Here is a 22,610-nt window from a genome sequence, read left to right on the forward strand (position 1 = left end):
GTCGACCGCTCGTCCCGGCTCAGTCGGCCAGCCGGCCGGCCAGGTCGAGCAGGGTCGCCCGCTGGTCGGCGTCCATCTGCTCCTCCCGGACCTGTTGGCCGGTGCCGGGTGCGTGCAGGAGTACGCCGTCCGAGCCGGGCCCGGCGGCGAACCCCACGTGGTGGATCGACTTTCCCGGCCGGGCGAAGAAGTACAGGTCGCCTGGCCTGGCCTCGCTCGCCGGGACACGCTCGGCCGCGTCGGCCTGGTCGTGGGCGTCGCGCGGGACGATCCGGCCGAGGGCGCGGAACGCGATGTGCACCAGCCCCGAACAGTCCAGGCCGAACGCCGACATGCCGCCCCACAGGTAGGGCAGACCTACGAACCGCCGTGCCTGCGCGAGCACGGCCTCGGTCCGGACGGGCTTGCCGGCGCCGGTCGGCCGGACCACGCAGGCTCGTGCGTCCACCCAGCCGGAGCCGCCGCCGGGCAGAGCGACCCGCACCCGCGAGCCGGGTCCGGCGTCACCGGCCTGGTCAGCACCTCCGGCGCCGCCGGTGGTCGCCTCGACGAGGACCGGCAGGATCGTGGCGTAGGTGAGTTCGGCAGGCACCTCGTCCCGGCCCGTTCCCGGGTCCGGCTCCACGGGGGTGGCCTCGACGGTGACCACCGCCTCCTGGTCCGTCGGCGCCGCGGCCTGCGCCACGTGGGCCCGGTGCACCCAGCCGGGGTAGCCGCGCGGGTCCAGGTCGGAGGGCTGCCAGGGCGCGACCACCCGTACCCAGTCGCCGCGTTCCTCCAGGACGGTGACGGGTTCGCCGGCCAGCAACTGGGTGAGCACGCGGTTGGCGAGGTCGCGGCGGGCCGGCACGTCCAGACCGGCGGCCCAGCCGCGCGGGTCGGGTACGGCGGCCACGATCGGTGCGTCGATCTCGCGGTGCGCGTCGGGGCTGGTCCACAGCACGGTGGCGGCGACCCGGACGGCCGACGTCGCGGAGACGGAAAGATCCGGAGCGGACATGCACGTCACCGTAGTGCCCGGGCACGCCGGGCGAGTCGGCGCGCCTCGCGCAGCGGCACGGGAGTGCGAGCGGTTCCCGTAGCCAGTCGTACGACCTCGACGGCGGTGCCGTGGTCGGTCCGCCAGCCGGCGTGGGCGACCAGCGGGCGGCGACCGGCGCGGGTGCGTACCCACGCTCCGACCGGAGCACCCGCCAGTGTGAGCGTGCTGGAGGCGCCGGCCTCGTCGGCGGGCCAGTCGCCGGCGGCGTGCAGGGGCCGGTGGGTGACGCCGACCGTCGGCAGGTCCAGGGCCGCACCCAGGTGGTATGCCAGACCGGCGGCACGGGGATGGTCGCGCCCGGTCGCGTTCACCAGCAGGACGTCCGGGGTCACGGCGAGCTCTGCCACCGCGGCCGCGAGCGCGGGCCCCTCCCGCATGGCCAGCAGTCCGGCGACGTAGGGGGCGCGGGCCCGATCGGTACGCACGGTGAAGGTGAGCCGCCGCCTCGCCTCGAAGGTCACCGCGGCGACCCACAGCGGGTCGCCGCGGTCACCGAAGCCCTCCACCCCGCGGGGGAAGCAGCAGAAGCAGCCGCCGATCCGGATCGGCCGGTCGGCCGGCGGCCGCCAGGGCGAGGGGGAGCGGGCGCCGAGCTCGGCCTGCACGGCGGCGAGTTCGGCCGGGTCGTCCGGCCACCAGCGTTCGGGGACACCCACGTGTCCAGCAGACCAGATCGCCGCCCGGCACGCGACCTCTGCCCGCGCCGGTCCGGCTAGCGCCGCGGGCTCAGCTCGTAATGCAGGGTGTGGTAGCGGGCGAGCCGGTGGAAGACCGGCACCGCGACCCCCTGCAGCAGGGGGTACTTGCGGCGCAGCAGCCGCCGGACCGGCACCGCCTCCGCCTTGCTCAGCAGCCGGGCGGTGGCGGCCGTCGCCGGGCCCGTCGGCCGCCCGCCCGCGGTGGACGGCGCGATCTCGACCCGCTGGTCGCGGCGCAACCGCTTGGCCTTGCCCGCCGCCGAGTAGGTACGGAAGTAGGCGTGCGGGCCGTCGACCACGACGTGGACCGCCGTGGGGACCGGGGTTCCGTCGCGGCGGAAGGTGGTCAGCACGACCGTGCGCTGGCGGGCGAACCGCGTCAACGGCGCCTCCACGGTGCTCGGGGATGTCTCGGCCATGATCTGCGTTCCTCCAGGTGCGTACGCCGGTGCGGGTGGCAGTGCCTCCGCGCGGCGGGTGGGTACGCCAGCCAGGACGGCGTACCCGCCGTACCCGTGACATCGCCGCCGCGGCCGGGCACGCGGTGCCGGCGTCACCGTCGGGCGGCCCGCCCCCAGAGGTGGTCGTCCACCAGCAGGTCGTCGACCAGGAACATCCGCCGGCCGCCGTAGCGCAACCGGGTGAGGAACGCCAGCACCCCGGCCAGGCCGACGTTGTAGTCGGCGACCACACCGGTCAGCGTGTCGTCGGCGACGAGTGCCTTGCCGCCGCGCCGGCAGTGGCGTACCGCGAGCAGCGGAACGAGATCCTCCGCCCAGGCGCGGTAGGTGGGGTCGTCGAGGAGCTCGGCGGTGTCCAGCAGGAACTCCCCGTCACCGGCGAGGCCGTGGCAGGCGACCGGCGACGCCGTCCATCGGGCGCGGTAGGCGGCACCGGCGGCCGCGCGGGCGTACTCGGCGAAGCGCTGCTCACCGGTGACGGCGTACAGCCGGAGCAGGAACGTGCCCACGCCGGAGGAACCACTGCACCAGTGCGGCCGCCAGCCGGCCTCGCGTGGGCCGGCCGGCCACCAGGCCGCGCCGTTCTCGTCGGTGTGCGCCGCTCGGCACAGCGCGTCGCCGGCCTCGCCCGCCAGGGTGAGTGCGGCCGAGTCGTCCAGCGCGGTGCCCAGGGCGAGCAGGGTGTAGCCGATCCCGGCGACACCGTGGGCGAAGCCGTACGACCCGCCGGCGGCTTCGGCGGTGGAGGCGCGGGCCGGCCAGGTGGGGCCGTGCGGCCCCGGCTCGGCCGCCGACAACAGCGCCTTGGTGTAGCCCGCGGCACGGACACCGAAACGGGTGTCCCGAACGGTCGGCCTGGCGTCGTCACAGGTGAGCGCCGCCAGATGCAGGTGGGTCAGCGCCGCACCGGCCAGCCCGTGCGCGAGGTCGGCGGTCGGCCAGCTGGTCGGCAGCCGCAAGGCCAGCCGCTCCGCCTGGGCGAACAGCGGGGGTTCGCCCAGCACGGCCGCGGCCTCACCCAGCACCCAGGCCACCCCGGCCCGCCCGGAGTACAGCCCCGGCAGAGACGGGCCCGTCCGGCCGGCGCATTCAGCCCGCTCGGCCAGCCAGCCGGCGGCCTTGCGCGCGGCGGCGTCCAGCGTGACGGGTGCGAGGTCGAAGGACGCACCGTGTGTGTGTGCCCGCAGGAGTACGGCGAGGACTCCGGCGGCGCCGTGCTGGACGTCGCACGGATCGGTGCGGGTGCCCTCGGTGCCGGTCGGCCACAGCCGCTCGCCGTCCGGGCACATCCGCGCCGTGAGGTGGTCGAGCCCGTCGGCGAGGAGTTCGTCCCCGCTGGGCTGGCCGTTCGCGGGCGGGTACGGCACCGGGACGGGTGGCTCGGGCACGGTGTCGCAGAGCAGGCGTTCGAGCGCGGCGAGGCCACATCGGTCGGCAGGGCGCGGAGCGAGCAGCTCACCGATCGCCGGTGCGAGCAGCCGGGCGGTGTCGCCGTAGGGCGCGATCACCGCCAGCCAGGCCGTCAACCGGTCGCGATTGCATCGCCGCGACGGCGGTGACCCAGCTGGGTCGTCGGCCGGCAGCAGCGGCTCGGAGCCGGTCGCGAGCAGGAAGAACAGGCAGCCCAGGCCGTAGAGGTCGGCGGCGATCGGGTCCGACCCGCCGGAGGCCGGGTCTCGGAACGGCTCGGAGTACGTGAGGGGAGCAGGCGGCGTGGACGCCGTCGGGGCCGACGGGTCCGCAAGGGTGAGCGAGCCATCGACGTGTGCGACGAACCGGTCCGGCGAGAGGTCGCCCAGCGGGCAACCGGCGCGGTGGGCGGCGCCGACGAGAGCGACCAGCCGGCGGGCCATCGCCACGGCCAGGTCGGCGGGTACGCCAGCGCCGCCGGCGCAGTGGCGGCGTACCCACTGCCGAAGGGTCTCACCCGGTGGGGGCTCCTCGGCCTGGTCGTCCCCGGTGGACTCCGCCGCCCGGGCCGGGCCACGCAGCCCGTGCAGCCCACGCGGGCCGGGCACGTCCGAGGGCGCGGCGCCGAGCCGAGGCCGAGCCCCTGCGTGGGATTCGGCGCCACCGGATTCGGCGCCGGCGCCGAATCCGGTGGCGATCCGGGGGGCGATTCGGGTGAACACCACATCGATTCGGGCGAATACCGCGTCGTCGGGTGGGTACACAGTCAGCACCTCCCCGGACGTCGGAGCGAGACCGGGGACCGGAACCAGCCCCCGGGCCGGGTTCGAGGCCTGCGCAGTGAGAGCACCTCGGGCAGCTCGTCCTCGTGTGGCGTCACCGGTTTTCGTCCTCCCGCAGTCACGCGCGCACCCGGGAACCCAGGTGGACCGGCGCCGCCCGGGGTTTCGGCGACCGTGCCACCTGCCGGTCGTGGTGGATGTCGCCGGCTCCCTCCTCCGCCGACACACACGCACACTTCAGGTGTTCATACGACTACCAACAGCACGCAACCCCGCGCAAGACTTTCCGTGACATTTTTCAGAGATTCGGTAACAGTGAGTTATCAATCGTGCAGAACGGGGGACGCCGCAGCGGTTTCGGGGGTACCAGCGTGCGCCCGCACGGTCCAGGTCGCGGCGGCGACTCTCGCGACGACCTCGCACCCAGCCTGCTCGTCGAGGTCGGCGCTCACGCACGTGACCAGGACGTACGGCGGCGCGTCGGCCGGCAACACCAGCGCCGCGCTGTGCCGGATTCCGTCCACCCAGCCGTTCTTGTGGGCCACCGGCGTACCGGGCGGCAGTCCGGCCACGACGTCCTGGGTCACCTCCTGGCCCAGCAGCACGGTCAGCATCTGCGCACACGCCGCGGGAGAGGCGAGGGTCCCGTCGTAGACGGCGGTGAGCAGGCCGGCGAGGTCGGCGGCGGTCACCAGGTTCGAGAGCCCGGCCTGTTCGGCGGCGTAGTCCTGGATCCCGCGGGCCACCACCGAGTGCCGGGCGCCGGCCGCCGACCACACGGCCGCGACGGCCGGCAGCCCCACCCGCTCGAGGACGAGGTTGGTGGCGAGGTTGCTGGACCGCACGATCATCCGCCGGGCGAGCCAGCGCAGACCGGCCGACCGCCCCAGCAGCGCCCAGGGTTCGGGATCGCTGTCGTAGTCGGCGGTGGCGTGGTAGCGGCTGCCGTCACCGGTCGCGGACTCGAAGTCGTCGTGCACCCGCACCTGCTCGTCCAGGTCGAGCAGACCCTCGTCGGCGAGCCGGTACGCCGCCGCCAGCACCGCGACCTTCATGGTGCTGGCGGCGTAGTGGGTGGCGTCGGGCTCACGGAGGTACGCGGGTGCCTCGCCCGGCCTGCCGAACCACACCGAGGCCCGGCCCGGCAGGGCGTCGAGCTCGGCATCGAGCTCGCGGGCGACCGCGGCCAGGGTGGGCTGGGTCGTGGGCTGGGTCGTGGGCTGGGTCGTGGGCTCGGACTGGTCGGGCTGGGAGGTGGACTGCGGCGCTCCGGTCGGCATGTCGATCAGTCTGGCCGATCGAAGAGCCGCTGCACCATGCCGACCGCGGTGCGGGCGTCGGCGCCGAGTGCACGCGCAGCGTCGACGTACTCCTGGGCGGCCGACCTCAGCGGGTCGGCCGCTCCGGCAGGGGCGGCGGCGACCACCGTCCCGTGCCGGCGTGCGGTGGCGAGGATGCCCTCGCCCTCGAGTTCCTTGTAGGCGCGGGCGACCGTTCCGGGGGCGATGCCGAGGTCGGTGGCGAGCTGGCGGATCGCGGGCAGCCGGGCGCCGATGGGGAGCTGGCCGCGTTCGACCAGCCCGAGGATCTGGTCACGTACCTGCCGCCAGGGGGCGACGCCGCCGGCCACGTCGACGGTGATCCGCGCGGCCGGACCGGAGTGGGAACTCACCGGGTGGCCTCGACCAGCCGCTGCCGGCGCCACGGCGAGATCAGGCCGCACCAGACGACCAGGGCGGCAAGCCCGTAGACCAGGTCGGCCGCGTTGACGACCGACCAGGGCGCCTCCAGCCAGGACGGCTGGACGGGAAAGCCGGGAGCGGCGGGCGGCGATCCCGTCGCCATCGGATCCATGCTTGCGACGATCCGCTCCGTCAGCGTGCCGGACAGTCCGAGAACCAGCAGCACCGCCGTTCCGGTGGCCACCCGCGCGGTGCGGATCCGCAGCGCGGAGTCGACGGCGGCGTCCGCGGCCAAGGGTGCGCGGGTCAGGGTCAGCCGTACGACCGCCGCGACACTGACGGCGACGAGAACCAGCAGGGCCAAGGTCAGCCAGATCGCACCGCTGCCGCGTGGAAGAGAGCTCAGCGCGTCCGCCGTGGGTACTCCGTGCGGGCCGATCCGGCCAGGGTTGCGATCGGCCCACGCGTGGACCTCGTCCGCAAACGCCTGCGCACCGAGCGCCGGCACGACGCAGGCGACGGCGAGCACGAAGATCGCGGCAGCACCCGCCAGCCAGGCACGTGGCACCAGGTCGGTCAGCCGTCGCGGCACCAGGGTGGCGACCCGAGCGGTGGAGGCCGGGCGCCGCAGGCCCGCGACGAGTTCACCGACCAGCAGGGTGCCGACGAGGGTGCCGAGCAGAACGGCCAAGGTGCCCACCGTCCCCTGGCCGGCGAGCCGGTAGGCGAAGGTCAGCAGGATCGCGAGTGCGATCAGCACCAGCGGGTAAAGGCGCCGTCGTTCACGCAGGTGGTCCGCGGCGGCCTCGCTCTGCTCTCGGGTCGGCTCGGCGATGCCCCACCGCTGCAGCACCACGAAGCCCTGCACCGGGCCGACCCGGAAGACGAACTTCCAGGCGAGTATGCCGATCACCACCACGACGGCGCCGTAGATCCCCAGCTCCGTCACTCCAAGAGAACCCATCGTCGAACCCCCGTTTTCGCCGGGCCGGATCGTGCCGGAACCCGTTTGTACCGAGTACTTGGCACAATAGTGCGCTGACCCTGGTCCCCGGCGCAAGAGGGTTTGCCCGGTGACAACTTCCCGGCCCGGATGCGGGAAGGTAGGAGCGGGCGATCACCGGCCGGTCGACGAGGACCGGGCGGTTGCGACCTCGAGGCAAGCCGGGCCGGCGGTCCGTCGGCCAGGGCAGGTGTAGCGGGCAGGAGGATTCGCGGATGAGTCAGTGGCGAGAGCTGCACGAGGGTTGGACGCTGCGGGTGGTGGGGGAGGCCGAGGGTGTTCCGCCCGAGGTCGCGAACGCGACGGTGCCGGCAACGGTGCCAGGCAGTGTGCACACCGACCTGCTGGCGGCGGGCCTGATCCCGGACCCCTACCTGGACCGCAACGAGTACGACCTGGGCTGGATCGGCCGCGCCGACTGGCGCTACACCACCTCCTTCGAGTGGACGCCGGACGGCTCGGACCGCGTCGACCTGGTCTGCGACGGGCTGGACACCGTGGCCACGGTGTCGCTGAACGGGCAGGAGATCGCCACCACCCAGAACATGCACCGCTCCTACCGGTTCGACGTCGCCGGCGCGCTGCGCGAGGGCCGCAACGAGCTCGTGGTGACGTTCGCGTCGGCACAGCGGTACGCCGAGCAGCTGCGGGACAAGCTCGGCGACCTGCCCGGACCCAACTCCGCCACCCCCGAGCCGTTCAACTTCATCCGCAAGATGGCCTGCAACTTCGGCTGGGACTGGGGCCCGGTGCTGGTCACCGCGGGCATCTGGAAGCCGATCCGCCTGCACAGCTGGAGCGGCGCCCGGCTCGCCAGGGTCCGTCCCGTGGTGGACGTCGACCTCGGTGGCGACCGCGCCGTCGCGAGCGGCGGCCGGGTCCGCGTACTCGCCGACATCGAGTACGCCGCGCCCGCGGCCGGCGATCGCGCCGAAGGCGGTGTCAAGTCCGGCCTGACGCTGACCGCGAGCGTGGCCGGATCCCAGGCAGAGGTGGAGGTTCCGGCCGGTGCCGCCGGCGCCGAGCTGGAGCTGAGCGTCGAGAGCCCCCGGCTGTGGTGGCCGCACGGGCACGGCGAGCAGCCGCTGTACGACCTGGCGGTCGAGCTGTCCGGCGCCGAAGGGAGTCTGGACGGCTGGTCGCGCCGCGTCGGCTTCCGTCAGGTGGAGCTTGACACCACACCGGACGGCCCCGGTGAAACCGGTGAGGAGCAGGACGGTTCGGCGTTCACCATCGTGGTCAACGGCGTGCCCGTCTTCGCCCGCGGCGCCAACTGGATCCCCGACGACTGCTTCCCGTCCCGCGTCGACGCCGCCCGCTACCGCGCTCGGCTGCAGCAGTCCAAGGATGCCCACATCGACCTGCTGCGGGTGTGGGGCGGCGGCCTGTACGAGCAGGACGCCTTCTACGACGCGGCCGACGAGCTCGGCATCCTCGTCTGGCAGGACTTTCTCTTCGCCTGCGCGTCCTACCCGGAGGAGTCGCCGATCGCGGAGGAGGTCGAGGCCGAGGCCCGCGAGAACGTCGCCCGGCTGATGCCGCACCCGAGCCTGGTGCTGTGGAACGGCAACAACGAGAACATCTGGGCGTGGTTCGACTGGGGCTGGCAGCCCAAGGTCGGTGACCGCACCTGGGGCGAGGGCTACTACCTGGACCTGCTGCCGCGGGTGGTGGGGGAGACCGACCCGAGCCGGCCGTACTGGCCGGGCAGCCCTTACTCCGGCTCGATGGACCGCCACCCCAACGTCGACGAGCACGGGTGCAAGCACGTCTGGGACGTGTGGAACCAGGTCGACTACTCCGTCTACCGCAACTACGTCCCGAGGTTCGTGGCCGAGTTCGGCTGGCAGGGCCCGCCCACCTGGTCCACGCTGACCCGAGCGGTGCACGACGAGCCGCTGGCGGCCGACTCACCCGGCGTACTCAGCCACCAGAAGGCCACCGACGGCAACGCCAAGCTCGCCCGCGGCCTCGCACCGCACTTCCCCGAGCCGGGCAACGTCGAGGACTGGCACTGGTTCACCCAGCTCAACCAGGCCCGTGCGCTCACCGTCGGCATCGAGCACTACCGCTCGCACCGGGGCCGCTGCATGGGCACGGTCGTGTGGCAGATCAACGACTGCTGGCCGGTGACCTCCTGGGCGGCCGTCGACGGCGACGCCCGGCCGAAGCCGTTGTGGTACGCGCTGCGCAAGGTGTACGACCCGCGGCTGGTCACCGTCCAGCCCCGCCCCGAGGGCCTCACGGCGTACCTTGTCAACGAGGGATTGACAGGCGGTGGCGCCGCCGGTGACGCAGGGGTGTGGGAGGCCGACGTCTCGGTCGAACGCCGTACCTTCAGCGGCGAGGTCCTCGCCAACTGGTCCACCTCGGTGAGCGTGGATCCGGCCGCGACCGCGTCGGTGCGGGTGCCGGTCGACGTGGCCGCCACGACCGACCCGTCCACGGAGTACCTCCTGGTCACCGCGGGGGACCGGCGGACGACGTGGTTCTTCGCCGCCGACAAGGACCTGGCCTACCCCGCACCCGACTGGGACGTCGAGGTGAACGCCGACGGCCCGGTGACCAGGGTCACCGTGTCGGCGCGCACGCTGGTGCGTGATCTTGCGCTGTTCGCCGACCGGCTGGACCCGGCCGCGAGCGTGGACGACATGCTGGTCACGCTGCTGCCGGGGGAGTCGCACACGTTCGAGATCACCGGGCTGACCAGGCCGGTGGACGTGGCGGAGGTCAGCGGCCGGCCCGTGCTGCGCTGCGCCAACGACACCGTGGCGGCCGGTCGCTGAGCCCGCGGGTCCGGCGGGTTCGGCGTAGACAGCCACACAGGTAGCGAGCCGAGAAAGGTCCCGGCATCCTCCCACGAGGATGCCGGGACCTTCGCGGTGTCCGGGGAACGACCACTACCGGCGACAGCCGCGCCTCAGTCGTGGTGGTGCACCAGCCGTTCCTGCCCGACCACGGGTGCCCACTCGCGGATGGTGAGCACCTCGACTCCGGACGTGCGGTAGTACGGGTCGAGTTCCAGGAGGCGGTCCACCTCCTTTCGTTCGGAGTCGAAGACGAGCAGCGCGCCGGTGTCGTCCGCCCATGGGCCCGCGGCGACGAGGCGGCCGTCTTCGTGAAGGCGCTGGAGGAGCAGGCGATGCGCCGGACGTGCCGCGAGGCGCTCCGACGTGGCAGTGAAGGAGAGTTCGACCATCAGCATGCGCCCGAGGGTAGGTTCTGAGGATGCCGAGATCTGTATCAACTTATACCTCGGCGGCTCGGGCACGGTGCTCACTGGGCGGGATTCCGCTGTCGGCCGGGTTGCCGGACGACCGGTTGCACGAACTCTGGGACGACTCGCTTGCCCGCAGCGTCCCGGCCGGACAGGTGTTGCGCAACGCGGGGGATCCGGCGACGCATCTCGTGCTGCTGCTGAGCGGCCGGGTCGCCGCAACGGCCTGCACGCGTTCGGGTCGGGTCGTCCGCTTCGGGGAGTGGGCCGGACCCTGCGCGCTCGACAAAGTGGCGGTCATCGATGGTGGCGGGCACACCGCGACCCTCACCGCGCTCGCGCGGTGTTCGACACGGCTCCTGCCACGTGACCGTTTCCTGGCCGTGATCGACGACGTGCCCACTGTGCGCAGGCATGTGCTGGGTGTTCTAGCCGACCATGCCCGAGCCCACCAGAAGGCTGTCGTCAGCGCAATGCTGCCGGCGGAGGCAAACTGGCCGGTTGGCTGTTGGACCGGGCCGCCTCGGAGGAGAGGGGAAGCGTCTCCCTGCCAGGAACGCAGCAGGTCCTGGCCGACCTCCTGGGTGTCACCAGGGTGACGGTCCACCGTGCACTGTTCCGGCTCCGCCGGGACGGCCTGATCGAGGTCGACCGTCACACGATCACCATCCTGGCCCCGGAGCTCCTCGAACTACGAGCCCAGGGCTGAGGAGGCGGCGTCTGCGCGACCTGCTCCTTCCCGCGTTCGTCGACCTCAGGGGATGATCTGGATCTTGCGCCCCACACCTGCCTTGAACTGGTCGAGCGCCGTGGCGTAGTCGGCCAGCGGGAAGCGGTCGCTGATCATCACGTCCGGCCGCAAGGTGCCGTTGACGAAGAGGTCACCGGCGCGCTCGAAGCTGTGCAGCACCGCCATCGAGCCGGTGATGGTGATCTCCTGGTTGTAGATCTTGTACGGCTCGATCTGCACCCGCGCGTCGTAGGCGGCCACTCCGAACTGCAGGAACGTCCCGCCGCGCCCGACCCGCGTGAGCCCGTCGGAGATCGCGGCGGCGACCCCGGTGCAGTCGACCACGACGTCCCAGCCGCGCGGGAACCCCTCGGTGAGCTCGTCGGCGCTGGTGGCGGTGGCCGAGCAGCCGAGCTCGCGGGCGGTCTCCAGCCGCTTGGGATTGAGGTCGACGACGTTGACGCTGCCTGCCCCGGCCCGCTTCGCCAGCTCCATCATCATCAGGCCCATCGTGCCGGCGCCGTAGATGAGGTAATGGTCGGCGAGGACGCGGGGGAGTACGTCGAACCCGCGGACCGCGCACGACAGCGGCTCGATCAGCGCGGCGTCCCCGGTCGAGACGCCGTCGGGCAGCCGGTAGCAGTTCTTCACCGGGGCGAGGGCGTACTCGGCCGCGCCGCCGGCGGTCGTCACCCCGATCGCGGCCCAGTTCTCGCACAGGTTGCCGCGCGCCCGGCGGCAGTAGTGGCACTCCCCGCAGTGCAGGGACGGGTCGACCGCCACCTGGTCGCCGGTGGCGAACTCGGTGACGTCGGCGCCGACGGCGACCACCTCACCGGCGAACTCGTGGCCGGGCACGACCGGCAGCGTGGGGGCGAACTCGCCTTCCAGGATGTGCAGGTCGGTGCCGCAGATCCCGCACGCGGCGACCTTGACCACCACGTCGCGTGGCCCCGGAGTGGGGTCCGGGACGCTCTCGACACTGACCTCACCGGGTGCGCTGATGACGGCGGCTTTCACCGGGACTCCTCCTCGTGCTCGTACGGGTGGACCATGGCCTTGATGGTGTTCTCGTCGCGGGCCAGGGCGGTGAGCGCCTGCTCGGTGCCGGCCAGCCCGAAGTGGTGGGTCGCCAGCCGGTCCAGGTCGACTTCCTTACCGGTGGCCAGGGCGATCGCCGTCGGCCAGGTGTTGGCGTACCGGAACGTGCCGGTCACCTCGATCTCGCGGTTCTGCACGTGCGCCAGCGGCAGCGGGATCTCGTCCCCGCCCATGCCGACCAGCACCACCCGCCCGGCCCGGCGCACCCGCCGGATCGCCTCGCCGATCGCGGGCGGGAAGCCGGAGCACTCGATCAGCACGTCGGCCTCGACACCGGCGTCGGCGAGGGAGGTCTCGGCCACGTTCACCGTGGTCGCCCCGAGCGCCCGCGCGGTCTCCAGGCGCTGGGGGAGTACGTCGGTGACCACCACCTCGGTGGCCCCGAACGCCCGGGCGGCCTGCAGCGCGACCAGGCCGATCGGGCCGGCACCGGTGACGAGCACGTGCGTGCCCGGGCCGACCCGCGCCTTCTGCGAGCTCCACACCCCGACCGACAGCGGCTCCAGCAGCGCCGCCGCGTCGTCGGACAGCGAGTCCGGCACCGGGTGCGCGAACTCCTCGTGCAGGACGACGTACTCGCAGAACGCCCCGTCGATCGGCGGGGTGGCGAAGAACCGCATGTCCGGGCAGAGGTTGTAGCGGCCCGCCCGGCACTGCGCGCAGGTGAAGCAGGGCACGCCCGGCTCCATCGACACCCGCTGCCCGACCTCGTGCCGGGTGGCCTGCGAGCCGCGCCCCACCACGACCCCGCTCGCCTCGTGTCCGAGGATCAGCGGCGCCCGGACGACGAAGTCGCCAATCCGGCCGTGCTCGTAGTAGTGGACGTCGGATCCGCAGGTGCCGACCGAGCGCACCTGGATCAGCACCTCCCGCGGCCCCGGCTCGGGGACCGGCCGTTCCTCCACCACGAGGTCCTTCACCGAACGCAGGACCGCGGCCCGCATGGTCGGGGGAACCGCTTCGCCCATCGTCGTACTCCCTCTCGAGTTCAGCTCAGGTGAGCTCAGGTCAGCTCATTCTCCGGTGACCGCGCCGAGCGTCAGCCCGGTGACCAGCCACCGGCGGACGGCGAGGCCCGCGAGCATCATCGGCACCACCACGAACGTACCGATCGCGCACAGTTGACCCCAGTCGATGCCGGTCTGTGTCACCAACTGGCTCGCCGCGATCGGCAGGGTCTGGGAGTTGGGACCGCTGAACGCCAGCGCGAACGCGTAGTCGTTCCACGCGAAGACCAGGCACAGCACGAACGTCGTCACCAGTCCGGCCTTGGTCAGCGGCAGCACCACCCGGTAGAACGCCTGCCAGCGCGAGCAGCCCGCGACCAGCGCCGACTCCTCCAGCGAGGGCGGCACGTCGGCGAAGAACGCGCTCATCAGCCAGATCGCGAACGGCAGGTCGAAGGTGAGGTAGGCCAGCACCAGCCCGAACACCGAGTCGATCAGGTCCAGCTGCCGGAAGATCAGGAACAACGGGAGCACCACGGCCGCGATCGGCGCCATCCGGGTGGAGATGATCCAGAACGACAGATGTTTGCGGCCGCGCATCCGGGTGCGGGACAGGCCGTACCCGGCGAGGGCGCCGAGCGCCACCGCGAGCACGGCCGACGCTCCGCCGGCGAGGATGCTGTGGGTGAGGTACGGCGTGAGGTCGTTGGCGCCGGAGAACAGGTTGCGGTAGTTGTCCAGGGTGGGGGCGAAGAGGAACTTCGGCGTGCCCGAGGTGACGTCCGGCTTGGACTTCAGCGACGACGACAGCATCCACACCAGCGGGACGAGGGTCCACACCAGGCCGACCGCGAGCAGCACCCAGGCGAGCGTGCGCGAACTCCTCGTGCCCCGCTCCAGCGGGCTGGTGGGGGCGGTGGCGCTCATCGGGTGAGTCCCTTCTGGTCGAGGAGCCGGACGAAGATCCGGGCGATCGCGATCGAGACCGCGAGCATCACCAGGCCGATCGTCGCGGCGTACCCGAGGTCGAAAAACCGGAACGCCGTTTCGTACAGCCGCACCGGCACCGTCTTGGTGGCGTCGGCCGGGCCGCCGTTGGTGGTGACCCAGATGATGTCGAAGTAGCGGATGGCGTCCATCGACCGGATCAGCAGCGCCACCAGCAACACGTTGGAGATGGACGGCAGGACGATGTGGCGCAGCGACTGCCATCCGCTCGCCCCGTCGATCGAGGCCGCCTCGCGCACCGACAGCGGCACCGAGGACAGCCCGGCCAGGGTGATCAGCGCGATCAGCGGTGTCCACTCCCACACGTCCATCGCCACCACGGCGGCGAACGCGGAGTACTTCCCGCCCAGGATGTCGCCGGTGTAGCCGACGCCACGCAGCAGCCAGGCGTACAGGCCGAACGTGGAGTCGGTGAGGAACCTGCCGAGCAGGCCGACCACGACCGGTGCCACGAACATCGGCAGCAGGAGCAGGCTGAGGACGAGGTTACGGCCGCGCACGACCCGCCACAGGCACAGCGCGAGCACCACCCCGCCGACCATCTCAAGGCCGACGGTGAGGACGAAGAACGCGCCGGTACGCAGCCAGTTGGCGGCCATGTCGAGGTCGGTGAAGAACCGCGCCCAGTTGTCCAGGCCCACCCAGCTGGTGGCGACGCCGCCGAGCAGGCGTACCTGGGAGAAGTTCATCCAGATGATCGCGAGGAACGGCACGATCGACAGGGCGGCCAGCAGGATCACGCCGGGGGCCATCAGCCGGCCCTCGAACTCAAGGCGCGGGCGGCGGCGGCCGGTGCGCTGGGCGCTGGTCTCGGACACGCCGGTGAGGGTGTCGCTCATCTCAGCTCACCCACCCTCGGGCCACGATGCGGTCGATGCGTTCGGCGGTGTCCCGCATCGCCTGCGCGGGCTTGGCGTCGCCGAGCAGCATGCGGGACAGCTGGGTGTAGATGGCGGTGTCGCATTCGTTCCACATCGGGATCTTCGGCCGGAGGCCGATGTTGGCCGGTTTCCACGCCTCGTTGACGGCGTCGGCGGTGAGCATGTTGGGCATCGCCGAGGGCCGCTTCTCCGCCTTGCGTACCTCCGGCAGCTCATAGACCGAGGTGCGGGTGGGTGTCCCGCCGCCGGCCTTGCTCTTGAGGTTGGCGAGCTGGGTGCGCGGTGCGGTCGCCCACACGGTGAACAGCCACGCGGCGCGGCGCTCGTTGGGCAGCGTGTTGGCGCTGATGCCGATGCCGGTGCCGCCGTAGTGGCTGGCCGAGCGGGCCGGGCCCTTCGGCAGCCGGGCGTAGCCGACCTTGCCCGGCATGGTCGCCTCGTTGCTGGCGGCGAACTCGTGCCAGTTGGGGCACATCGCGATCCGGCCCGCGCGGAAGGCCGCGCCCACGCCGTCCCAGTCCCAGGTGCGCGAGGCAGGATCGGCCGAGGCCAGCAGCCGGTCGTAGAACGCGGCCGCCTCCGCGGCCTCGTCGCTGTCCAGCCGGCACTTGCCCGGGTCCGTGGCGCCGAGGCTGCCGACCGCCTTGCCGTTGTCGAAGTAGTCGCCGCCGTAGGACCACAACACGTTGGAGAAGTCGCACATCAGCGAGTCGTGCTGCTTGGCCTGGTGGCCGGTGCCGTACGGGATGTCGTCGGTCTTGTCGTTGAACCACTTCGCGATCGCGGCGTACTGGTCCCAGGTGATGTCCGCGCCCGGTGTGGGGTCGAAGCCCAGGTCGTTCGACATCGCGTCGTGGTGCTTGTCGAACAGGTCCTTGCGGTAGTGCCAGATCATCGTCGGGCAGTCGTAGGGCAGCGCGAAGATCTTGTCGCGGTCGCCGAACTTGCCGGCCGCCTCCAGCTGGGTGGGGATGAAGTCGGCGAACCCGCCTGCCAGGTGGGGCACCGAGGATTCCGCGGCGAGCTCGCGCAGGTCGACCAGGCCCTTGGAGTACGGCGCGAGCACCTGGTAGGGGTCCGCGTAGATCACCTGGTACTGCGACTGGCCGGACGCCAGGTCGAGGGCGACCTTCTGCACCAGCGCCGACAGTTCCAGCGTCACGATGTTGACCCGGATTCCGGTGAGCTTGGTGAACGGCGCGAGGTTGGCGGCGATGGCCGCGGTGGGCGCGGTGTTCTCGGAGATGAAGTTGAGCGTGGTCCCGGCGAACTGCCGCCACGGATCGCTGGTGGAGGCCCGGGCGACGTCCTTGGGTGAGGAACAGCCGGACATCGCGGCTCCGGCGAGACTGGCCCCGGCCGCGCCGGCCAGGCCGCGGAGCAGGGTTCGCCGGCTGGTGGTGCCGGTAGCAGGTGGGGGTGGGCCGGCGCCGGGGTTGGCTCTGGGACTGGCTCCGCTCATGTTCCGAACCTCCGTAGTGCGAACAGCGCACCGACCATCCACCCGATTCGTACCAGAGTCAAGCCACAACCCACACAATCACAGGAATCCGGGCAAGATCCCACATCGGCGCTCTTGTGTGAGCGTAGATCCATCCGGCATGCTCGGCGGGTGATGGTCGAGGCAGACAACCGGCCGGACAGACTCGGTCAGGCAGCAGGGATGTACGCCGAGGAACGCCAGCTGGAGATCCTCACCCGGGCCCGGACCGACGGCCGGGTCGAGGTGGCCGGGCTGGCCGACACGCTGCAGGTCACCCAGGAGACCGTGCGGCGCGACCTCACCGTGCTCGAACGCCAGGGCCTGATCCGGCGGGTGCACGGCGGCGCGATCCCGGTGGAGCGCCTGGGATACGAGCCCCGGCTGGCCACCCGCCGCGAACAGCAGCGGGAGGAGAAGGCGCGGATCGCCCGGGCGGCACTGGACCAGCTCCCCGCCGAGGGCGCGGTCCTCTTCGACAGCGGCTCCACCCCGGAGGCGCTGGCCCGGCTGCTGCCCACCGACCGCGAGCTCACGGTGGTCACCAACTCGCTGCCGATCGCCACGCTGCTCGCCGACCGGCCGAAGCTGTCGGTGTGGACCCTCGGCGGGCTGGTGCGCGGGCGCACCTACGCCACCGTCGACGACTGGGCCCGCCGGCAACTGGAGCAACTGTCGGTGGAGGTGGCGTTCCTCGGCACCAACGCCGTCACGCCCGGGCACGGCCTCAGCACACCGCTGCCGACCGAGGCGGCAGTCAAGGCCGCGATGGTCGCGGCCGGAAAACGGCGGGTGCTGCTCGCCGACCACTCGAAGTTCGGCCGTACGAGCTTCTGCCGGTTCGCCGACGTGGCGGACTTCGACGTGGTGGTCACCGGCGCCGAACTCGGCGAGGCCGAGGCCGCCGAGATCGAGGCGGCCGGCCCCACCGTGGTGCGGGCGTGAGTGCCGTGATCCTCACCGTCACCCCCAACCCGAGCGTCGACCGGACCCTGGACGTCGCCTCGCTGGTGTCCGGCGCGGTCAACCGCGCGAGCGGCGCGCACGTCGAGCCGAGCGGCAAGGGCGTCAACGTGACCCGCGCGCTGGCCGCGAACGGCGTCCGGTCGCGCGCGGTGCTGCCGCTCGGCGGCACCGAGGGCGACCAGTTGCGGCGGCTGCTGGAGGAGGAGTCGGTGTCCTACACCGGCGTGCCCGTGACCGAGCCGGTGCGGGTCAACATCTCCCTGCGTACCCCCGACGGCGTCGTCACCAAGGTCAACGAGCCCGGACCCACCCTGAGCTGGGGAGAGGCCGACGCACTCGCGGAGGCGGTGCTCGCCCACCTCGGCCACGGCGACTGGGTCGTCGGTGCGGGCACCCTGCCGCGCGGGGTGGCCGAGGACTTCTACGCCGACGTCGCCGAGCGGGTACGCCTGGCCGGTGGACGGTTCGCGCTGGACTCCAGCGGCGCGGCGCTGCGGCAGGGGCTGGAAGGGCGGCCGGCCCTGGTCAAGCCCAACCTGGACGAGCTCGCCGAACTCGCCGGCGACGCGCTGTCCACCCTGGACGACGTGCTCACCGCCGCGGCGAAGGTACGCCGGACCACCGGCGCCGACGTCCTGGTGAGCCTGGGCGAGGACGGTGCGGTGCTGGTCGGGGACGGGCCGCCGCTGCACGCCCGGGCCGGTGGGCCGGTGAAGGTCGCCAGCACCGTCGGGGCGGGGGACAACCTGCTGGCCGGCTTCCTCGCGGTGGACGGGCCGCCCGCCCGGCGGCTGCGCGAGGCGGTGGCGTGGGGGACGGCGGCGGTACGCAGCCCGCGCAGCCTGGCCGGTCCGGTCACCGACGACGACCGGGCTCTGGTCGTCCTCGGGTGAGCACGGCCGGGTGATCGCGGTCGGGTAGGTTCCGGACGTGCGCACACTCGTGATCGGCGACCACTACATTCCCGCGTCCGCCTACGTCGAGGCCCTCGCCGGCGCCGGCCTGGATCCCGCGGGCGTCCGTACCGTCGACTGGTCCGGCGGCAAGGCCGACCAGCACGCCGCCCAGCAGCGGATGGAGAAGGAGGGCCCGGGCGCCGTGCCCGTGCCCGCCGAGATCGCCGCCGCGGTCGGTGACGCGCAGGCACTGGCGCTGCACTTCGCTCCGGTACCCGCCGCGGTGCTGGACGCGGGACCCGAGCTGCGCGCGGTGGTGGTGGCCCGGGCCGGGCTGGAGAACGTCGACATCGAAGCGGCGACCGCCCGCGGGATCGGGGTGGTGCCGATCGCCGGCCGCAACGCCTCCGGGGTGGCCGAACTCGCCATCGGCCTGATGATCAGCGAGGGCCGCAGCGTGGCCCGCGCCGACGCGTCGGTGAAGGCCTGCGGCTGGCGCAAGGACTTCGGCGGACCGGGCACCGAGATCGGCGGCAGCACCGTCGGCCTGGTGGGGTTCGGGCACGTGGGCCGGGAGCTGGCCCGGCGGCTGAGCGGCTTCGGCGTACGGCTGCTGGTCGCCGACCCCTACGTCGGCGACGACGTGCTCGCCGCCCACGACGCGACCCGGGTGGACCTGGACACGGTCTTCGCCGAGTCCGACTTCGTCCACGTGCTGGCCCGGCTGACCCCTGAGACCGAGCGGTTCGTCGGTGCCGCGCAGTTCGCGCTGATGAAGCCCACCGCGTACTTCGTCAACACCTCCCGCGCCCGTCTGGTCGACCACGACGCGTTGTACGACGCCCTGGCGCAGGGCCTGCTCGCCGGTGCCGGACTGGACGTGTTCGACAGCGAACCGCTGCCGCCGGACAGCCCCTGGCGTTCCCTGGACAACGTCACGCTCACCACCCACTTCGGCGGGGAGACCCACACCACCAACACCCGCTCGGCCCGGCTGGTGGCCGAGGCGATCGCCGAACTGCACCGCACCGGGCAGGTGGCGTCGGCGGTGAACGCGTCCGCACTCGGCTGGGCCTGACCCCGTGACCACGACTCGTGCGGGCAGCGCGGGTGCCGCCGGGGGAGCCGAACTGCTGCTCGGGGTGGACGCAGGGCAGACCGTCACCAAGGCGTGCGTCTTCGACCGCGAGGGACGCGAGCTCGGCGCCGGCAGCGCCCGGGTGCGAGTCGACAGCCCACGGCCGGGCTGGGTCGAACGCGACCTGGACGAGGTGTGGGCGGCGACCGTGCAGGCGATCGTCGCGGCGCTGGCGGCTGCCGGGGTCAGCGGTGCCCGAGTGGGTGCGGTCGGCATCGTCGGCCACAACGACGGGCTGTACCTCCTCGACGAGTCCGGCCGCCCGGTGCGCCCGGCCGTCACCGCGATGGACACCCGCGCGCACGACGTGCTGCGGGACTGGCGCGCGTCGCCGGTCTGGGCGCGTGCGCTGGAGCTGACCGGGCAGGTGCCGTACGCGGGCTCGCCGTCCACGCTGCTGGCGTGGTTCGCCCGGCACGACCCGCGGGTACTCGACCGCACGCGGTGGGTGCTGTTCTGCAAGGACTGGTTGCGCTACCGCCTCACCGGTGCGATCGCCACCGACCCCAGCGAGGCCAGCTGCGCGTTCACCTCCGTGCGTACCCAGGACTACGCGCCGGAGGCACTCGACCTGTACGGGTTGAGCAGCCTGGGCGGGTCCGGTGAGCTTCGTTGGCCGGGCCTGGCCGACCGGCTGCCTCGGCTGCTGCCCAGCGCCGCGGTCGCCGGAGAGGTGACCGCGGAAGGGGCGGCCGCCACCGGCCTGGCCCCCGGCACACCGGTCGTCACCGGCGCGCACGACGTCGACGGCACGGCGGTGGGGCTCGGCGCGGTCGAACCCGGGCTGCTCAGCCTGGTCGGCGGGACGTTCAGCATCAACCAAGTGGTCAGCGCCGACGCCGTGGTGGACGAACGCTGGCAGGCCCGCACCTTCGTCGAGCCGGGACGCTGGCTGGCGATGTCCACCTCCGCCTCCTCGGCCACCAACCTCGACTGGTGGCGTACGGCGTTCGGGGTGCCCGGGACCGACGAGGGATACGCCGCGCTGGAACGCGAGGCCGCCGGCGCGCTGTCCGGGCCGAGCCAGCTGGTCTACCACCCCTTCCTGTACGGATCGCCGTACGGCGAGACCGCGAGCGCGGCCTTCCTCGGCGTGCGCGGCTGGCACACCCGCGGCGACCTCGTCCGCGGCCTGATGGAGGGCGTGGTGCTCGGACACCGAGTGCATGTGGACGCACTGCGGGAACGCTTCGCGCTCGCCGACGTCGCCCGGCTGTCCGGCGGCGCGGCGCGCAGCGCGGTGTGGTCGCAGATGTTCGCCGACGCGCTGGACACCGAGATCGAGGTCGCGGCCGGTACGGAGCTGGGCGCGCGGGGTGCGGCGCTGCTCGCGGCGCTCGGCGTCGGGTGGTACTCCTCGCTGGCCGAGACCGCGCGGACGGTACGGATCGTGCGCCGCCACGTGCCCGATCCCGCTCGCCGGGAGGTGCTGGCCGACGCCTACCGCCGGTTCGTCGCCGTGGCGCAGGCGCTGGGGCCCTGGTGGGACGACCACCACTCCGCAAGCAGCGGTTGACCGGCGGCGATCGACGGCCGGGCGAAACCTCCTTTCCGGGAACACCCTTGTGGGGTTAGAGTCCCGCAGGAACCGACCCCTTCGAGGAGCTGCGAACATGCCCGGTCGCCCGGGCACGCGTTGACCTCATAGGCCGTACGCCGGCCTGTCAGCGCGTGCCGCCCCTGACGTGCGGCACAGCGAATCCTCCGCTGCCCGAAACCCACCGGTGAGTTCCCCGGACCGGACCTCGGGCTCGGCTTCTGCTCATCGAAGGGTCCCCGCCCGTGCCGTCCACTTCGTCTGGGGAGTCCGCCACCGCGTCCACCGCGGCCGGTACTCCGTACGACCCTGCCACCAGCTCTCCGAACGATCCCGATTCCGGCTCGCCGGGTCTGTGGCGCGACCGGGACTTCCGCCGGCTCTGGGCCGGGCAGGCCGTCTCCCAGTTCGGCGAGCACTCTGCCCTGATGCTCCTGCCGCTGATCGCCGTGCTGACGCTGCACGCCGACCCGGGCCAGCTCGGCCTGCTCCGTGCGGTGGGTCAGGCACCGATCCTGGTGTTCTCCCTCGTCGCCGGCGCGTGGGTGGACCGGTGGCGCACCAGGACGGTGATGGTGGTCACCGACGCCGGCCGCGCCTTGGCGCTGGGCGCCGCCGCGACGGCGGGCCTGCTCGGCATCCTCGGCCTGCCGGCGCTGGCCGTCGTCGCGTTCGTGGTGGGCGCCCTGTCGGTGTTCTTCGACGTCGCCTACCAGACCGCACTGGCCCGGCTGGTCCGCCGCGACCAGCTGGTGTGGGGCAACAGCGCGCTCGAGGGCAGTCGTTCGGCCGCCCAGATCGGCGGTCCCGCGCTCGGCGGCGCCCTCGCCTCGATGTCGTCCGCACCGGCCGGCGCCGCGACCAGCGCGGTGTTCTTCGCGCTGTCCTGTCTGTCGATCCGGCGGATCCGCCACCGCGAACACGTCCCGCAGTCCACCGGCGAGCACACCGGTGCTCGCTCGCCGGTCTGGCGGCGGATCCGGGAAGGACTCCGCTTCGTTGCCGCCGACACCTTCCTGCGAACGGTGTGCCTGGCCTCGGCCGCCTTCCAGTTCTGGCTGTCGGCGACGATGACGGGCTACCTGCTGTTCCTGCCGCGGGTGCTGCACCTGTCCGGGACCGCCGTCGGGCTGACCCTCGCGGCGGTCGGGCCGGGCGCGCTCGTGGGCGCCCTGCTGGCCGCCCGGCTCCCGCGCCGGTTCGGCTACGGCGTGGTGCTCGTCGCCGCGGCGGTCATCGGCGACGGCGCGTTCCTCGCTGTACCCGCACTGCACGGTGCGTCGGCGGCGACGGTCGCCGTCCTGCTCGCGGCCAACTTCGTGTTCGGCGCCTTCGGCCAACTGGTGAACGTCACCGTGATGGCCGTCCGGCAGGCCGTGACCCCCGCCGGGTTGCAGGGGCGCGCGGCGGCGACGATCACGTTCGTGGGCATGGGGCTGACCCCGCTCGGCTCGTTGCTCGGCGGCTTCCTCGCCGAACGCTGGGACCTGCGGACCGCGTTGCTGGTCACCGCCGCCGGAATGTTGCTGTCCCCGGCTCTGATGGCGGTGTCCCCGCTCGCCCGGCTGGGCCGGACGTTGCCCGAGCCCGGGCCTTCGTCCGATGGCCGCGGGCCGGGTGGTCAGTGACGC

20 protein-coding genes and 1 pseudogene are annotated in these 22,610 nt (G+C 72.8%); 8 read left to right on the plus strand and 13 right to left on the minus strand.

Annotated elements, in window-relative coordinates:
* Positions 1 to 19: 19 nt before the first annotated feature.
* The 7 genes from ABZV93_RS16250 to ABZV93_RS16280 form a co-directional block, all read right to left on the minus strand.
* Positions 20 to 1,000: a C40 family peptidase gene (locus tag ABZV93_RS16250; protein ID WP_354936060.1), complete on the minus strand. Its 981-nt coding sequence runs from the start codon at positions 998 to 1,000 to the stop codon at positions 20 to 22.
* Positions 1,001 to 1,005: 5 nt separating this feature from the next.
* Complete coding sequence (locus ABZV93_RS16255) at positions 1,006 to 1,698, minus strand: endonuclease V (RefSeq protein ID WP_354936063.1); 693 nt, start codon at positions 1,696 to 1,698, stop codon at positions 1,006 to 1,008.
* A 56-nt stretch (positions 1,699 to 1,754) separates the two neighbouring features.
* Positions 1,755 to 2,159: a PPOX class F420-dependent oxidoreductase gene (locus ABZV93_RS16260; protein ID WP_354936066.1), complete on the minus strand. Its 405-nt coding sequence runs from the start codon at positions 2,157 to 2,159 to the stop codon at positions 1,755 to 1,757.
* A 134-nt stretch (positions 2,160 to 2,293) separates the two neighbouring features.
* Positions 2,294 to 4,375, minus strand: a complete 2,082-nt coding sequence (locus ABZV93_RS16265; RefSeq protein ID WP_354936068.1) for a lanthionine synthetase LanC family protein — start codon at positions 4,373 to 4,375, stop codon at positions 2,294 to 2,296.
* A gap of 341 nt (positions 4,376 to 4,716) precedes the next feature.
* The gene (locus tag ABZV93_RS16270; RefSeq protein WP_354936071.1) at positions 4,717 to 5,673 is read right to left on the minus strand and encodes a serine hydrolase; all 957 of its coding nucleotides are present in this window, start codon (positions 5,671 to 5,673) and stop codon (positions 4,717 to 4,719) included.
* 5 nt (positions 5,674 to 5,678) lie between these two features.
* On the minus strand, positions 5,679 to 6,065 hold the full coding sequence (locus ABZV93_RS16275; RefSeq protein WP_354936073.1) for a GntR family transcriptional regulator: 387 nt from the start codon (positions 6,063 to 6,065) through the stop codon (positions 5,679 to 5,681).
* Positions 6,062 to 7,039, minus strand: coding sequence for a hypothetical protein (locus tag ABZV93_RS16280; RefSeq protein ID WP_354936075.1), 978 nt, complete (start codon positions 7,037 to 7,039; stop codon positions 6,062 to 6,064). The genes ABZV93_RS16275 and ABZV93_RS16280 overlap by 4 nt, the downstream gene beginning before the upstream one ends.
* A 254-nt stretch (positions 7,040 to 7,293) precedes the next feature.
* Here ABZV93_RS16280 and ABZV93_RS16285 point away from each other — a divergent pair, with 254 nt between their 5' ends.
* Positions 7,294 to 9,864, plus strand: coding sequence for a glycoside hydrolase family 2 protein (locus tag ABZV93_RS16285; RefSeq protein WP_354936078.1), 2,571 nt, complete (start codon positions 7,294 to 7,296; stop codon positions 9,862 to 9,864).
* Positions 9,865 to 9,998: 134 nt separating this feature from the next.
* Here ABZV93_RS16285 and ABZV93_RS16290 read toward each other — a convergent pair whose 3' ends face one another.
* A complete protein-coding gene (locus ABZV93_RS16290) occupies positions 9,999 to 10,283 on the minus strand; it encodes a YciI family protein (RefSeq protein ID WP_354936081.1) in 285 nt (94 codons plus the stop codon).
* 23 nt (positions 10,284 to 10,306) lie between these two features.
* Here ABZV93_RS16290 and ABZV93_RS16295 point away from each other — a divergent pair.
* Together ABZV93_RS16295 and ABZV93_RS16300 are read left to right on the plus strand one after the other, a co-directional pair.
* Positions 10,307 to 10,675 (plus strand): annotated as a pseudogene (locus ABZV93_RS16295) (cyclic nucleotide-binding domain-containing protein); the annotation flags it as partial.
* 113 nt (positions 10,676 to 10,788) lie between these two features.
* Positions 10,789 to 11,004, plus strand: coding sequence for a helix-turn-helix domain-containing protein (locus tag ABZV93_RS16300; RefSeq protein ID WP_354936539.1), 216 nt, complete (start codon positions 10,789 to 10,791; stop codon positions 11,002 to 11,004).
* Between the two features lie 45 nt (positions 11,005 to 11,049).
* Here the strand turns inward: ABZV93_RS16300 and ABZV93_RS16305 are convergent, their stop codons facing one another.
* The 5 genes from ABZV93_RS16305 to ABZV93_RS16325 are packed head-to-tail and all read right to left on the minus strand — an operon-like array spanning position 11,050 to position 16,424.
* Positions 11,050 to 12,045 (minus strand): zinc-dependent alcohol dehydrogenase family protein, encoded by a 996-nt coding sequence (locus ABZV93_RS16305; RefSeq protein ID WP_354936084.1) that lies wholly within the window; start codon positions 12,043 to 12,045, stop codon positions 11,050 to 11,052.
* A complete protein-coding gene (locus ABZV93_RS16310; protein WP_354936087.1) occupies positions 12,042 to 13,094 on the minus strand; it encodes an NAD(P)-dependent alcohol dehydrogenase in 1,053 nt (350 codons plus the stop codon). Before ABZV93_RS16310 ends, ABZV93_RS16305 begins: the two co-directional genes overlap by 4 nt.
* 45 nt (positions 13,095 to 13,139) lie before the next feature.
* Positions 13,140 to 14,000, minus strand: coding sequence for a carbohydrate ABC transporter permease (locus ABZV93_RS16315; protein WP_354936090.1), 861 nt, complete (start codon positions 13,998 to 14,000; stop codon positions 13,140 to 13,142).
* Positions 13,997 to 14,920 carry a sugar ABC transporter permease gene (locus ABZV93_RS16320; RefSeq protein WP_354936093.1) on the minus strand — a complete coding sequence of 308 codons (924 nt, stop codon included), beginning with the start codon at positions 14,918 to 14,920 and terminating at the stop codon, positions 13,997 to 13,999. The genes ABZV93_RS16315 and ABZV93_RS16320 overlap by 4 nt, the downstream gene beginning before the upstream one ends.
* 1 nt (position 14,921) lies before the next feature.
* Positions 14,922 to 16,424: an extracellular solute-binding protein gene (locus ABZV93_RS16325; RefSeq protein ID WP_354936096.1), complete on the minus strand. Its 1,503-nt coding sequence runs from the start codon at positions 16,422 to 16,424 to the stop codon at positions 14,922 to 14,924.
* 153 nt (positions 16,425 to 16,577) lie between these two features.
* On the opposite strand from ABZV93_RS16325, the gene ABZV93_RS16330 reads away from it, so the two are divergent.
* The 5 genes from ABZV93_RS16330 (at position 16,578) to ABZV93_RS16350 (ending at position 22,607) form a co-directional block, all read left to right on the plus strand.
* Entirely contained in the window at positions 16,578 to 17,387 is an 810-nt protein-coding gene (locus ABZV93_RS16330) for a DeoR/GlpR family DNA-binding transcription regulator (protein ID WP_354936542.1), read from the plus strand.
* Positions 17,384 to 18,301: a 1-phosphofructokinase family hexose kinase gene (locus ABZV93_RS16335; RefSeq protein WP_354936099.1), complete on the plus strand. Its 918-nt coding sequence runs from the start codon at positions 17,384 to 17,386 to the stop codon at positions 18,299 to 18,301. Before ABZV93_RS16330 ends, ABZV93_RS16335 begins: the two co-directional genes overlap by 4 nt.
* A gap of 37 nt (positions 18,302 to 18,338) precedes the next feature.
* Positions 18,339 to 19,382 (plus strand): 2-hydroxyacid dehydrogenase, encoded by a 1,044-nt coding sequence (locus ABZV93_RS16340; RefSeq protein ID WP_354936102.1) that lies wholly within the window; start codon positions 18,339 to 18,341, stop codon positions 19,380 to 19,382.
* Positions 19,383 to 19,386: 4 nt separating this feature from the next.
* Positions 19,387 to 20,958: an FGGY-family carbohydrate kinase gene (locus tag ABZV93_RS16345; RefSeq protein ID WP_354936105.1), complete on the plus strand. Its 1,572-nt coding sequence runs from the start codon at positions 19,387 to 19,389 to the stop codon at positions 20,956 to 20,958.
* A 266-nt stretch (positions 20,959 to 21,224) separates the two neighbouring features.
* The gene (locus ABZV93_RS16350) at positions 21,225 to 22,607 is read left to right on the plus strand and encodes an MFS transporter (protein WP_354936108.1); all 1,383 of its coding nucleotides are present in this window, start codon (positions 21,225 to 21,227) and stop codon (positions 22,605 to 22,607) included.
* Positions 22,608 to 22,610 lie beyond the last annotated feature (3 nt).

The sequence above is a fragment of the Actinopolymorpha sp. NPDC004070 genome, assembly GCF_040610475.1.
Lineage (GTDB): Bacteria > Actinomycetota > Actinomycetes > Propionibacteriales > Actinopolymorphaceae > Actinopolymorpha.

What these genes read in the sequence shown, in the direction of transcription:
- ABZV93_RS16290 (WP_354936081.1), bottom strand. Translation starts at nt 10,283, where the DNA reads ATGCTGATGGTCGAACTCTCCTTCACTGCCACGTCGGAGCGCCTCGCG.
- ABZV93_RS16260 (WP_354936066.1), bottom strand. Translation starts at nt 2,159, where the DNA reads ATGGCCGAGACATCCCCGAGCACCGTGGAGGCGCCGTTGACGCGGTTC.
- ABZV93_RS16330 (WP_354936542.1), top strand. Translation starts at nt 16,578, where the DNA reads ATGGTCGAGGCAGACAACCGGCCGGACAGACTCGGTCAGGCAGCAGGG.
- ABZV93_RS16280 (WP_354936075.1), bottom strand. Translation starts at nt 7,039, where the DNA reads ATGGGTTCTCTTGGAGTGACGGAGCTGGGGATCTACGGCGCCGTCGTG.
- ABZV93_RS16325 (WP_354936096.1), bottom strand. Translation starts at nt 16,424, where the DNA reads ATGAGCGGAGCCAGTCCCAGAGCCAACCCCGGCGCCGGCCCACCCCCA.
- ABZV93_RS16320 (WP_354936093.1), bottom strand. Translation starts at nt 14,920, where the DNA reads ATGAGCGACACCCTCACCGGCGTGTCCGAGACCAGCGCCCAGCGCACC.
- ABZV93_RS16315 (WP_354936090.1), bottom strand. Translation starts at nt 14,000, where the DNA reads ATGAGCGCCACCGCCCCCACCAGCCCGCTGGAGCGGGGCACGAGGAGT.
- ABZV93_RS16250 (WP_354936060.1), bottom strand. Translation starts at nt 1,000, where the DNA reads ATGTCCGCTCCGGATCTTTCCGTCTCCGCGACGTCGGCCGTCCGGGTC.
- ABZV93_RS16310 (WP_354936087.1), bottom strand. Translation starts at nt 13,094, where the DNA reads ATGGGCGAAGCGGTTCCCCCGACCATGCGGGCCGCGGTCCTGCGTTCG.
- ABZV93_RS16285 (WP_354936078.1), top strand. Translation starts at nt 7,294, where the DNA reads ATGAGTCAGTGGCGAGAGCTGCACGAGGGTTGGACGCTGCGGGTGGTG.
- ABZV93_RS16270 (WP_354936071.1), bottom strand. Translation starts at nt 5,673, where the DNA reads ATGCCGACCGGAGCGCCGCAGTCCACCTCCCAGCCCGACCAGTCCGAG.